Consider the following 13,477-nt stretch of genomic DNA (forward strand, 5'->3'; position numbering starts at 1 on the left):
AGCCCATGCATACGTCGCAACCCGAGCTTACCGAAGGGCGAAAGCAGCGCGTTCCCGGCTCCCGTCTCGTTTCGACCTTGCGTCATATGAAGCGGGACAGGCAGCTGTTGATCCTGTTTCTACCCTGTATCATTTTCTTCGTATTATTCCGTTACGGTCCCATTTACGGCCTCGTCATCGCGTTCAAGGACTACAACGTGTATCAGGGAATTCTGGGCAGCGAATGGGTCGGCTTCGAGCATTTCCGCCGTTTCTTCGAGAGCCCGGACTTTTGGCTCCTTTTTAAGAATACGTTTCTGCTAGGCTTGTTTACGCTAATGTGGGCGTTTCCGTTTCCGATTATTTTCGCCGTCATGCTTAACGAGGTACGGGGAATCCAATTCAAGAAAACGGTGCAAACGTTCAGCTATTTGCCGTCCTTCCTGTCGGTCGTCATCGTCAGCAGCATGATTATCGATTTTTTGTCGCCGACGCATGGGCTCGTCAACGAGTTGCTCAAAGCGGTCGGGCTGGAATCGAAATATTTTCTTGCCGCGCCCGAATGGTTCCGGACGATCTATGTTTCTACGGAAGTATGGCAGCATATGGGCTTCGAGGCGATCATTTATTTGGCCGCCATCGCGAGCATCGATCCCACCCTGTATGAAGCGGCCAAGGTGGACGGGGCCAGCCGGTTCCAGATGATGCGGTATATTACGATACCGAGCATCATGCCGACGATTCTGATCATGTTCATCATCAAGTCCGGCTCCATGTTCCGCATCGGTTACGAGAAGGTGCTCCTGCTCTACAACCCGATGACGTACGAGGTCGCCGACGTATTCTCCACCTATGTGTACCGGAAAGGCTTGCTCGAGACGAATTACAGCTATGCGGCCGCTGTCGGTCTGTTCGAATCGCTCATCGCTCTCGTCATGCTGCTCATCACGAACGTCATCAGCAAAAAAGCGGGAGGGAAAGGGCTATGGTAAAAGGCGGCGCATTACGTCAACGGTTTACTCTCTTCGATGCGGTGCTGGCCGTCATCTTATCATTGGTCGCGATCGCGACCGTTTATCCGGTCCTGTACATCGTGGCGGTTTCGTTCAGCGATACGGCCTACATCGTGCAGAACAAAGTGTTTTTGTGGCCGAAAGGATTCAATCTGGAGGCATATAAGCAAATATTGGAAAATCCGAGAATTCCGAGAGCTTACTGGAATACGATCCTATATACCGGCTTGGGGACGTTCATCAACCTGCTGATGACGGCGATTGCGGCGTATCCGTTGTCGAGACCGGGGTTTTTCGGCCGGAAGTTTTTTATGATCGCGATCGTCCTGACGATGTTTCTGAACGGGGGAATTATTCCCGCCTATTTGATTGTACAGAAGCTTCATATGATCGATACGATTTGGGCGATCGTGCTGCCGAATGCGATCTGGACGGTCGAGCTGCTTATTCTGAAAAGCTTCTACGAGTCCATGTCCGGCTCCCTTCGCGAATCGGCGCTGATCGACGGCGCATCCGAATACCGGATTTTGTTCCAAATCGTCATTCCGCTGTCGAAGCCGGCTCTTGCCTCCATCGGCTTGTTCTACTTCATGGGCCATTGGAACAGCTTCTTCATTCCGATGATTTATTTGAACGACGCGAAGCTGTATCCGCTGCAGGTCGTACTTCGCGATATGCTGTTTTTCGATTCGGCGAAGGAGACGAGTCTGATCGACAAGTCGACGATAACGCCGCAATCGATGAAAAACGCCACAATATTCGTTTCGATGATTCCGGTGCTGTTGATTTATCCGTTTGCCCAGAAATATTTTGCCAAAGGAATTATGCTTGGCTCCGAGAAGGGATAGTGTCCGCTTTTGTCGAATTATAGGGTTCGACATCATTTCTGAACGATTCAGAATGTTAAAGTTCGCTAAAGCAACACAGCTTCTAGGCAATACTTCGTTAAAGCGATCGACGACAGTCTGAACCAAGAAAAACTACCGCTGAACCGCGGTCGCTCATCCTCGTAATACGTCGATAGACGTTTTTCTTATTGATCTCACGGTCTCGGGTGGGGGTGGGGCGATGGTGCCCAAGATGAGGATGATTGCCAACAAAGGGCTGCTGCAAATCTTTTTTGCGCTCCTTTTGGTGGCAATCATTATGTTTGTATCCAACTATATGGTTTATCGCAATTCGATTTCGGGCATTTACAACCAGGTCAGCGAAAACAACAAGCTTGTCGTGAAAAACATGATCCGCACCTTCGACGACAGCTTCAAAAATATTAACGATATTATTTACACGATCCAGCTGCTCTCCTACAACGCGTGGAAAACGGGCGACGGAAACGTAGACATGTCCGATGCGTACATGACCTACTCGAATCTCCGGTCGCTCGCGTCTTCCAGCGAGTATATCGAGGAAGTGATCGTGTTTCATAACGGCTCGGACCTCGCCATTACGACTTCCGGTACGATCCAGCTGCCGGAGCTGCTGCGCAAAAAATACGTCAATCCTTCTTATAATTCCGAGTTTTGGAAAACGCTTGCCAAAACCAAACATCCGCTGAAGGTGTTTCCGGCCGAGGCCTACACCGACGATTCGCCGGTCGGTGTGTCGCGGAAGCTTATTCCGATTATCGGCAGCAACCAAATCTCCGAATTGAACGTGCTCGTTTTTTTGAACTATGATAAAATGCTGCGCCACGTCAACCAGGAGTCCATGATGAAGGGAACGTCGCTGATCGTCATGGACCAGAACCGGAACATGATCCTGAATACGGAGGACAAATGGAATCTGGTCGACATGCTGTACGATCTCAATCTCGGGACGAATCAGGAAGAGACGCTGAAAAACAAAGATTTCGAATACAACGTCTTCAAGTCGGACTATAACGGGTTTATGTATATTAACAAAACGCCGTACCAATTCGCCGATATGGAGTCGGTGTCCGGCGTCAACCGCCAGATCATGATGATCGCCATCGCCTGCGCCGTCCTTCTGTCCGCGCTGTTGAGCCTGTATTTGTACAGACCGGTGCGAACCCTCGTCAAGCTGATCGGCATTCGCGACGCCAAGGGGGCCGACTATCGGCAAATCCGGTCGGGCATCGCGAGAATGCAGGAAGAGAACGAGTCGTTCAAAACGCAGGTCGACGTGTTCCGCGCGGAAATGCGCAAAGCTGTGTTCCAGAACTCCCTTCTCGGCATCTCCTCGCCGAAGGAGACGGAGCAGCGGATGCAGCGTTATTTTCCGGAGTTTGCGCAAAGCGGTTATTTCGTCTTGGCCGAATTTCGTTTGCGGGAGAAAAACGAAGACGAGAAAGGCTCATCCGTATGGCTTGAAGAAATGGCCGTTTCGATTCATGGCGGTTTGCAGGGTACGGGGGAAACCGTGTCCGTATTTCCGACCGGGTACGGCAAATGCTATGTCCATATCGGCATTAGACGGGCCGCCGATCGCGAGCCGATCGTCAAGCAACTGCGCGCCTTCGTCAGGCAGGTCAAGGAAGAGGCGTGGAGCGGCCTGTCGTCGACGGTAGCGGTGAGCAGGGCATTTGCGGCCGAACCGGCCAATTGCCATAAAGCTTATCGGGATTTGACCGATTGCTTCGAGTACCGGAACATCGATTCGGACGATGCCGTCATCGACTTTCAGACGATTCGGTATACGTGGAAGGTGTACGCTCCTCTGGACGATATCGAGAAGGCGTCCCGTTTCCTCGTTATCGGCAACGTCGAGGAGTGCGTCAGCATCGTCCGGGATATTTTCGCCAAAAACGAAGAGCGGCACATTCACCGGTACCAGCTCGTATCCGTGGCCAAGACGATGCTCTATGACATGCTGAAGCATTTGGACGCAAGCGACGTGGAGCCGAAGCATATTGTCGCGCTGGAAGCGTCGTTCCATGTGGAAACGGAAGCGGCTACCGGATCGGACGATATCCGCGATGCGTTGATCCGTTCCATCCGCGCGATCGGCGAAACGGGCGGCAAAGCGGGTCAGAAGAGCAAGCTGGACCCGTCGTCGATAGCCCGTTATATCGCAACCCATTACTACAAAGACCTTCATTTGGATCATATGGCGGAGAAGCTTGAGACGTCCCCGAAATATTTTTCCAACTATTTCAAGAAAACGTTCGGCATCAATTTTATCGAATATTTGAACAAAGTTCGGCTGGCGAAGGCGAGCGAGCTGCTGAAGACGACGGAGCAAACGGTTGCCGAGATCGGCGAGAAGACCGGTTACCAAAATTCGTCCACGTTCACGAGCACCTTCAAAAAATATTACGGCATTTCGCCGAGCGATTACCGAAAAAACAGTCCTCCCGAAGCGCCGCCTTCGGAGGGCGGAATAAATAAATAAAGACGAGAAAGAGCCCCTGCCTGTTTCAGCTATTGGATTTGTCCAATACGATCGGCGCCGTATTTTTGTGGGAGCAAAAAGCGGATTTGGAGCATTTGCTTCAGAGGTTCCGGAAGAACAAGGGATTGAACAAGGAATCGAACGAGGTCTCGAGCAGGGACTTGTCCGGACGGCACAAAACTTGATCAACGAGGGCATGACCAACGCCTTCATTGTAAAGGTAACGGGATTGTCGGAAACGACGATCGAGCGGTTGAGGAACAATTTGCATTAAAACTAGAAAATTACAAAACGCACTTGGCCCATGCACGGGGCGGGTGCGTTTTTTGCGCAGCAGATGAGAAAAGTGTGTCTCGACAAAAAGAAGGCTAGAGATAGCGGCTATTGTCAGTTCTTATTGACGTTTGAATTCTTTCACGCACGCAGATAGGTGACGGCAGCAGCTCTTATTATACGACATTCTGCGCTCTTGTGAGGAAACAGTACCAATAACAGCCTCAAATCGCTCTTATTTTGCCGAAATCGCTAATATGGCCCTTTATAAGAGCGACAAACCACCCCTATTGTGCATATCGCTATCCGTCGGCACCTTCTCTCTGTCAACAAGCCAACATCGATCCTGCGCCGGATCGTTTTTCACAGCCCCATCAATTTTTGCATCTTCAACATGCCATTTATTCGCTAGAGCCGATCGTTTCTGCGCCTTACAATGGAATCGCGAGGTGTTGTTCGTTGGCAAAAAGAAAGGGGAGAGAACGATGCAGATGATTCAGGAGCCGGGACGCGCGCTGCCCGTAAGCGAACAGTGGGATGTTATGGTGTGCGGAGGCGGACCGGCCGGCGTAGCCGCGGCGATTGCTGCGGCAAGAGGCGGAGCCAAGACGTGCTTGGTGGAAGTTCACGGATGTTTGGGCGGAATATGGACGGCGGGTTCGCTCAGTTATATTTTGGATGGACGAGGCAAGGATGGTGTGCTGACGGAATTGTTGTCACGGCTTGATCGGTTGAACGCGCGGGAAGGCTATGTATGCGACGTCGAGTCGACAAAGCTTGTTCTGGAGCAAATGTGTGCGGAGGCAGGGGTGCGTATCCGGCTGCATACCCGCGTCGTGGCGGCGCTTTCGGACGAGAACAAGCGACTCACCCACGTCATTACGGAGTCCAAGTCGGGGCGCGAAGCGTGGGCGGCGGGCGTATTCGTGGATGCGACGGGGGATGGCGATTTGGCAGCCCGAGCGGGCTGCTCGTTCGCGATCGGAGAAGAGGGCACGGGAGCGACTCAGCCGATGAGCCTGATCGCTCTTGTGGCGGGATTGGACCCGGAGACATGCGGACATTTGACGAAAATCGAGAAACAGTCGCGCCTCAATTTGTTGGCGGAAATACGCAGAGGCGGGTTGGAGCCTTCCTATGACTCCCCGGGGTTGTGGCATATACGCAACGACTTGTACATCCTGATGGCGAACCACGAGTACAGGGCTTCCGCCTTAAGCGCGCTGGATATTACGCAGGCTACCGTAAACGCGCGGCAAGAGCTGCATCGGATCATCGATGCGCTTCGTTCGCTCGGAGGCATATGGAGCCATCTGCGGCTCGTCTCGACGGGAGCCCAGATCGGGGTGAGGGAAGGCCGGCGTATCCAAGGCAGGTACGAGGTGACGGTCGACGACGTACTGATGGGGAAAAAGCATGAGGACGCCGTCTGCCGGGTCCGCTTCGGCATCGACGTGCATTTGCCGGACCCGCAGCGGCAGGATGCTTTTCGCGAGCATCGCGCCCGGTATGCGGGTAAAGCGCAGGCATACGATATCCCGCTGCGCGCCTTGATCGCCCGGGACGTGGACGGCCTGCTTATGGCCGGGCGCTGCATCAGCGGCGATTTTCTGGCGCATGCCAGCTATCGCGTGACCGGCAATGCCGTCGCCCTGGGCCAGGCCGCCGGAACACTTGCAGCCGCGTCTGCCCTGCAAGACACCTTGCCCCAAGACGTTCCGTGGGAAGAGGTGAAGCCTATGCTCGATATGTATTCCCAGGTTTGAACGCAATGTTTATTCTATTTGAAGGGGGAGCGAATAGATGACAAGTAAATACATGATCAGGTTATTTCTCGCGACGGCGGCCCTTGCGGTCGTCGCTGCCGCCTGCAGCGGCAATGAAAAGGCCGGAATGGCCGGGGATAGCGGGGCCAAGCCGCCCGAGCCGGTGGAGCTCGTATTTTACTCGTGCGGCAATACGAGCGAAGCTTCGTTCAATATGCTGTACGGGGACGCGATCCGGCAAAAATATCCCCATTTCAAGCTGACTTACATTTCCGGCTTGAGCGCGTCGAAGGCGAATGAGCTTATTCCGAAAATGCTCGCCTCGAATACGGTCGATATCAATTTTGATTCGATCGGCAATATCCCGGCCTGCCTGCTGAAGTTCGAGCTGCAGAAAGATATGGGCGACCTGGTCGCGAAGACGAAGATGGATCTGAACCGGTTCGAGCCCACGGCGATCCAGGGCATACGGGAATTGGCGCAAGGCGGCGGCTTGTATGGGATTCCCGTCTTTAATAATACGCGGGTGCTTTATTACAACAAGGATTTGTTCGACAAGTTCGGAGTGCCTTACCCGACGGACAATATGTCATGGGACGAAGCGATCGCGCTCGGCAAGCGGATGACCCGGACGGACGGAGGCGTATCCTATTTGGGACTCGCCGCGAGCGAGGTTCACCAGATCAGATTGAATGCGCTTTCCATACCGATTGTCAATCCGTCGACCGGCAAGCCGACGATCAATACCGACGAGCGGTGGCGGACGGTTTTGACGAAAGGTTTTTATGAGCCGAACGACGATCAGACCGCCCGGCAAGTTATCGCCAAGGCTTTTACGGGAACGGGGCAATTTACGAAGGACAAAATCGTGGCGATGATGCCCGGGCTCGCCAATCAGGCTGCCGATCAGGCCGACCAGTTCGCCGAGGTAAACTGGGATATGGTGACCGAGCCGTACTACAAGGAGAGGCCCGGTTATTCCAGCCAAGTGTACCCGACCTACTTCAGCGTCACCTCGCAGAGCAAGCATAGGGACGAGGCGATGCAGGCCATCTCCGTGCTCGCGTCGGAGGAGCACCAGCTGTTCCTGTCCCGGATGGGGCAAATCCCGGTGCTCGAAAACGAAACGATCAAAAAGGCGCTCGGACAGGAATCGAAATTCAAGGATAAAAACTGGAAAGCCGTATTTCTCCACAAGCCGGCCCCGATTCCGTACAAGAGCAAGCATGACATCGATCTGGAAGTCATCTATCGCAAGCAAATACTAGCCTATTCCCAAGGCAAGGTCGATCTGAACACCTTGCTGCGCAGTGCGGAAGAGGAAGCGGTCAAATATTTGGAAGCGAACAAGTAGCCTTTTGTCTAGGTTAAGGCGAATTGCGAAAGAGATAGCGCTTTATCATCCGAATCGCCGTTATCGTCCGGGAGAGCCGCAAGCTCGCCCGGGCGGGCGGGGTTCGGATTTTTCCGTTTGTCGGCAGCTCTATATTCCGTAGGCGTACAGCCCGCGATCGCGCGGAAGGACCGGCTGAATTGGGACGATGAATGGAAGCCGAGCACAAGGGCTATTTCGGTTACGGACAGCTCCGGACTTATGCGAAGCAGCTTTTTGCTCGCCAATACGCGCTGAAGCAGCACGTATTGATAGAAGGTCATGCCTTTCTCGCGCTTAAACGAGCGGATCAGCTGCTCGGGGCTGATCGAGAACAGCTTAGCCACGGTAGGCAAGGACAAATCCTCATGCAGATGGGTCGCGATATAGTCGCAGCATCGGATTACGTAATGGGGAAGCTCCCGCTCATTCCGCGATTCGCGGTCATGGCGTTCCACCCAGCGATTGAGCAGCACGGAGATGCCGAGCAGATGGGAGAGGGCCATCGTCTCCCAGCCGCTTGCGCGCCGGTTCAGTTCCTCGCACATTTGACCGGATAACGATTTGATTTGCAGGAAAAGTCCCGATTCGGGCCGAAGCCGGTACAGTCCCGGATCCGCTGCCCAGGCGAAATCGAGCGCATTCGACTCCCCCAGCTGCAGCCGGTTGCGAAGCGTCCTGTCATCGAAGCAGATGACGGTTCGTCTGTAGGGCACGGAGAGATCCGGGTAAATTTGATGGGGCACATGTCCGGGAATAACGAACAAGCAGTCCGGAGATTGAACGAACGTCCGGTCGCCGATTACGACGATGGCTCTGCCATGGTGACAAATATCGATTTCGAAGCCGGGCTGTACGTGAAGCTTCCGGTGCGCATTCAGATTGTCCTGGCGCGAGTACACCGGCAAATCGTGCAAAAATCGGGCGACCTCGCGATTCCACAGCGGCGAATCGTTCAGCAGCGACGCATCTATTTTCATCAAAGGGAAGCTCCTTCCCATGAACGGATGTGAAACGCTTACATGCTACTATTATAACGGAAACTCGCTTCGGGTACATATTCCCGTTCAAGGTTGGAGCGTATTTTTTGCGATGATTGAACAGGAGGGCTTGTTGGCGCATGTTCGAAAACAGTCGATTGAAGCAATTGTGATTCCTTTCTTTGTATATATGAAAACCACATTTTCTTGCGATAAATAGTTTTCGATCTGTTTCATCGGATCGAAGGCGGTAGTCAATGCTTATAAACATTGATATTTATGGCTTTTTCGATTCATTTATTATAAAGTGTGTAAAAATGGAAATAAACCAGTTGACATAAATTAAAGCGCTTTCTACAATGTAGATGTACATCAATTGGGAACCAGTCGGTGCGGCGACACTATTTCATATGGACGAGGGGGTGAAATGAAGCGGTAATATCAGACGACGTTGGGCGAAGCGATACCGACACGGCCCATCGAATCAAGAGAAGCTTTGGCTGCAAGCCCGCAACATGCGCAGCGGAGCAAGATCCGGTCAGTCAGCGAGAGACGGCATCCTTACTTAATTCCACTAAGGAAAGGCGTGTTTCCATGTCCCCTACGACCAGTGTCCAAAAAATGTTGATCTGCTGCCTCGGCATGCTGATCTGCCTCGCTGCGGTTTTCGGCCCGTACCGAATCGGATCGGCCAATCCCGCAACGATCCCGGTAACGAATGCAGGCTTCGAACAGCCTGTCGTTGGAGGATCGATTCCAGGCTGGAAGCAAACGTACGGAGTCGGCGTATCGACCGTTACGTATGGAGTTACCAACGCGGCGAAAGCAAGCGGAGCCTACAGCATCCGGCTGGATGACGCTTCTGCGACTGCGTCGCTCGGCGTAGACAGCGACAAGTTCCCCATCGTGGCGGGGACCGCCTACTCCGCCTCGGCGATGTTCCAGGTAGAGCGCGGAACGTTGTCGATTTATTTGCAATTTTTCAATGAAGCCGGCGTACGCGTGGCGAATACTTCGGCCAGCGTCGATCCATCACCCGGATTCGTGAAGGGAAGCGTATCCGGAATCGCTCCGGCCGATGCGGTTACCGCATCTGTCCTGCTCTACTCAGCGTCGACGGTGCAAGGAGCCGGTTATATCGATGATGTCGAGGTGGAGGTGATCGAGATCGGTACTTTCGAAAACTTGGGACAGCCTATTACGAACTTCATTAACCAGGACGCCGCATTCGGCCGCGAGTCGGGCAAGGATGTTGCTTACACGGTAGTGAAGGGGGCCAATGACAGCACCGTATTCGCCGTAATCGACCTGAGTACGGCGAAAGTCGTCAAGACGATCCCGATGCCCGGCGTGACGGGGGCATGGGGCGTCAAAGCTGCCAGCGACGGAAAAATATATGCGGGCACCCACTACGACGGCCATTTATATCAATATACGCCCGGCGACAGCAGCTTGGTCGATTTGGGCCAATTGGGCGCCGAGACGCATATATGGGCGCTAGTAGCCGGAGCGGACGGAAAAATATACGCGGGCACTTACCCGAATGCCCATGTGTTCGAATACGATCCGGCGACGAGCCAGGTACGCGACCTCGGCCGGGTGCATCCGACCGAGAAATACGTCCATGCCCTCGCTTACGATTCGGACCGCAACGTACTGTATGCGGGCGTCGGCGGGTCGACGGCGGGCATCGTCAAGCTCGACTTGACGAACGGCGGCAGCCGGGAAATTTTGCAGCAGCTGCTCCCGCAAGCTTATGCGAATTACGATTTCGCCTTCAATATGGGCTATGCGCTGGGCAAGCTGTTCGTCAGACTGAACAAGCCGGATCATCTGCTCATCGTGGACGCGGCGACGGAAACCGTCGAATACTATAACCCGAACGGTCTCGGCATGGGGTCGAGAGTACTCGCGACAATGCCGGGAGACGACCATAAGATTTATTTCGGCGGCGCCATCTTGCGCTCGTACGATATAGCGACCCGAACGTTCGCCGTGGAATTTCCGGATTCTCAGACGAGGGCGTTCAATTTCTTCGACGGCCAGTTCGTCCAATTGAACGATCCCGCGTGGCCGGGCTATACGTTTATCGGCTTCAGCGAAAAAGGGCAAATTATGAAATTCAACAAGCAGACGGGAATGCTGGCTACTTCCAAGGTGGATAATTTCGGTTCGCCGATTCTAATTCAAAGCCTGCATACCGGCTACGACGGCAACGTGTACATCGGCGGATATTTGGGCGCTACCGGCTTCACTTCGTACCGGCCGTCGGACGGCACGTTTACGGAAGTGCAGCAGTTCGGCCAGGTCGAGTCTGTAGAAAGTGTAAACGGCAAGCTGTATATCGGCACCTACGGCAACGCGAGAGTATACGAGTACGATCCGGCAGCGCCTTGGACGTCCACCAATCCGCGGCGGGTGGCCGAGCTTGTGAGCCACGGTCAGGACCGTCCGTTCGCGATGGTCGGCGTAAATTCGCTTTCCAAGCTTTACGTCGGTTCGGTACCCGATTACGGTTCGCTTAGCGGGGCGTTGACGGTATATGATGTACCGACGCGGCAGACGCAAGTGCACAAGGACATCGTGCACAATCAGGGCGTCGTCTCTTTGACCTACAAGGATGGTCTCGTATACGGCGGAACTACGATATACGGGGGCTTGGGCACTAGCGGGCCGTCGGAGACGGAAGGCAAGCTGTTCGTATTCGATACGGCGACGAACGCCAAAGTATTCGAAATCGTCCCGGTTCCCGGGCGCAAAGTAGTAAGCGGCCTGCTGGCCGGACCGGACGGCATGATCTGGGGCGTGGCGGAGGATACGATATTCAAATTCGATCCGCAAACCCGGCAAATCGTCTACAAATCCGCGAAGCTCGGTCGTTACGGGACCGGAACGGTATGGGTCGACGCTTTTCTGGAGCTCGGGAAGGATGGCAATGTATACGGGACGAACCGGCAAAAAACGTTGTTCATGATCAAGCCGGATACGATGGATTTCATCAAAATCAAAAGCGGGGCGGGCAACTATTTGTCTCAGGACGCCTTCGGCAACCTTTATATGGCTAACGATGCCGATCTGTGGAAGTATACGCTGCCTGCCGACGATCAGGAGGCGAGCCTGGATTCGATGCAAGCGTCGATCGCTTCTTATGAAGCTTCGGGCGAAATCAACGCGACGTTCGCCGGAGAGCTCCGGTACAGGCTGAACATTATCGGTATATTGTCGGGCCAAGGAGCGGCGCAGCAGGCGGTGGCGTATCTTCAAGATTTTATAGCCCATATCGGGGATCAAGCCGTGTTGCAGCAAGGACTGTTGTCGCAATCGGCGTCCGATGCGCTGAGCTCGGAAGCTGCCGACCTGATCGGGCAATGGACGTCTTGATTCGCATGTCGGAATTTCTCCCGCGAGATGTATAATCGTAATGGCGATGGTAAAATGAGGGAAAGTGAACTAGGGGGGAGACGCATGCTCGAACAAATCGACCACAAGAAGAGCATGTTGGATCGGAAAAGACCTTTGCCGGTTCATACCCTCCGAAGCATTCGCGAGCATCTCATCGTCAGTTGGCCATACCACTCCAATGCAATTGAGGGAAACACGCTGACCTTATCCGAGACGAAGGTTGCTCTTGAAGGAATCACGGTCGGCGGCAAGACCATACAGGAGCATTTGGAGGCAATCAACCATAAGGAAGCGATTCTGTACGTGGAGGAAATCGTCCAGAGGCGCGAGCCGCTATCGGAGTGGCAGATCAAAAATATTCATCGTCTTATTCTGAAAGGGATTCATGATGAATATTCCGGAATCTATCGCAGAGAAAACGTCCTGATCAGCGGAGCCAGGCACATCCCGCCGGACGCTCTGCAGATTCCTTTATTGATGGAACAATTCGTAAGCCGGATAGAGAAGGAGTCGGCCGATCTGCACCCCGTCGCAGGTGCCTCAATCATTCATAGCGATTTCGTAAAGATTCACCCGTTTATTGAGGGAAACGGCAGAACGGCCCGGTTAATGCTTAACTTCGAACTGATGAAAAACGGGTATCCTCCGATCGTCATCGAGAAGGAGCAGAGAGCGGAGTATTATTCGGCATTGGATGAGGCTCACACGACAGGAGATCTTACCTCCTTCACGGAGCTCGTCCGAGATACGCTGGACCGGACGCTTGACCGATATTTAAAGCTTATAGGGTGATAAATTCTGCTTGATTTCCCGGGTGCGCTTCCTCGGGAGATCAGGCAGTTTTTTCTAAGACTGCATCATTCGCATACAGTCTTCATGCAAAAAACTTTCTGCACCGCTCGAAGCTGCCAATGCGCGGCGTTTCGCTGCATGCGGCACGGCGGTCGGTCGACCAGATGCGTACAAAACATGCATGTACCGCATGATCGGTGAAAGGCTGGCTGCCCTCGCCGACGCTTGCGGGACTCGAATCCGACATAGCGGATCTGGAGTACGCTATTGCCTCGAGTTCCCCTCTTGTTTGCAAAATAAAGGAAAACCGTTCCGCTATTCCGCTGTTCGCTCCCCATGTTCTCCCTGAAAGATCGAAATAACGTAAGCCTGTTCCGTTATCTTCGAGCATGCAGCGGAAATTGGGGTAATAGCGGAATATAGTTCCTCTATGTACGGCAGCACGTTGCTCCTGCTTCATCAAGAGGCCTCCAGGCCAGGATGTATGAGGAATACGCTGTCGTACTTTTTTGAGTTCCTTTTGACACAGGCGGACCGGGGTACTTAAAA

The 13,477-nt window shown here is 53.5% G+C and carries 10 protein-coding genes; 8 read left to right on the forward strand and 2 right to left on the reverse strand.

Annotated elements, in window-relative coordinates:
* Nucleotides 1-5: 5 nt before the first annotated feature.
* The 6 genes from FE784_RS24115 to FE784_RS24140 all read left to right on the forward strand — a co-directional run bounded on the left by FE784_RS24115 (nucleotide 6) and on the right by FE784_RS24140 (nucleotide 7,736).
* The gene (locus FE784_RS24115) at nucleotides 6-971 is read left to right on the forward strand and encodes an ABC transporter permease (RefSeq protein WP_139604818.1); all 966 of its coding nucleotides are present in this window, start codon (nucleotides 6-8) and stop codon (nucleotides 969-971) included.
* Nucleotides 965-1,840: a carbohydrate ABC transporter permease gene (locus FE784_RS24120; RefSeq protein ID WP_139604819.1), complete on the forward strand. Its 876-nt coding sequence runs from the start codon at nucleotides 965-967 to the stop codon at nucleotides 1,838-1,840. The genes FE784_RS24115 and FE784_RS24120 overlap by 7 nt, the downstream gene beginning before the upstream one ends.
* 220 nt (nucleotides 1,841-2,060) lie before the next feature.
* Nucleotides 2,061-4,343 (forward strand): helix-turn-helix transcriptional regulator, encoded by a 2,283-nt coding sequence (locus tag FE784_RS24125; protein WP_139604820.1) that lies wholly within the window; start codon nucleotides 2,061-2,063, stop codon nucleotides 4,341-4,343.
* A 67-nt stretch (nucleotides 4,344-4,410) separates the two neighbouring features.
* Entirely contained in the window at nucleotides 4,411-4,617 is a 207-nt protein-coding gene (locus FE784_RS24130) for a hypothetical protein (protein WP_139604821.1), read from the forward strand.
* A 484-nt stretch (nucleotides 4,618-5,101) separates the two neighbouring features.
* Complete coding sequence (locus FE784_RS24135) at nucleotides 5,102-6,382, forward strand: FAD-dependent oxidoreductase (RefSeq protein ID WP_139604822.1); 1,281 nt, start codon at nucleotides 5,102-5,104, stop codon at nucleotides 6,380-6,382.
* 37 nt (nucleotides 6,383-6,419) lie between these two features.
* Nucleotides 6,420-7,736, forward strand: coding sequence for an ABC transporter substrate-binding protein (locus FE784_RS24140; RefSeq protein ID WP_139604823.1), 1,317 nt, complete (start codon nucleotides 6,420-6,422; stop codon nucleotides 7,734-7,736).
* Between the two features lie 8 nt (nucleotides 7,737-7,744).
* Here FE784_RS24140 and FE784_RS24145 read toward each other — a convergent pair whose 3' ends face one another.
* Complete coding sequence (locus FE784_RS24145; RefSeq protein WP_176706477.1) at nucleotides 7,745-8,734, reverse strand: AraC family transcriptional regulator; 990 nt, start codon at nucleotides 8,732-8,734, stop codon at nucleotides 7,745-7,747.
* Between the two features lie 594 nt (nucleotides 8,735-9,328).
* Between FE784_RS24145 and FE784_RS24150 the strand changes: the two genes are divergently transcribed.
* Both FE784_RS24150 and FE784_RS24155 read left to right on the forward strand, forming a co-directional pair.
* Nucleotides 9,329-12,115, forward strand: coding sequence for an FIMAH domain-containing protein (locus tag FE784_RS24150; protein ID WP_139604825.1), 2,787 nt, complete (start codon nucleotides 9,329-9,331; stop codon nucleotides 12,113-12,115).
* Nucleotides 12,116-12,199: 84 nt separating this feature from the next.
* Nucleotides 12,200-12,928, forward strand: coding sequence for a Fic family protein (locus FE784_RS24155; protein ID WP_139604826.1), 729 nt, complete (start codon nucleotides 12,200-12,202; stop codon nucleotides 12,926-12,928).
* 82 nt (nucleotides 12,929-13,010) lie between these two features.
* Here FE784_RS24155 and FE784_RS41620 read toward each other — a convergent pair whose 3' ends face one another.
* Nucleotides 13,011-13,388: a hypothetical protein gene (locus tag FE784_RS41620; RefSeq protein ID WP_139604827.1), complete on the reverse strand. Its 378-nt coding sequence runs from the start codon at nucleotides 13,386-13,388 to the stop codon at nucleotides 13,011-13,013.
* Nucleotides 13,389-13,477: the final 89 nt, after the last annotated feature.

This window comes from Paenibacillus hemerocallicola, from assembly GCF_006265175.1.
Taxonomy (GTDB): Bacteria; Bacillota; Bacilli; order Paenibacillales; family NBRC-103111; genus Paenibacillus_AB; species Paenibacillus_AB hemerocallicola.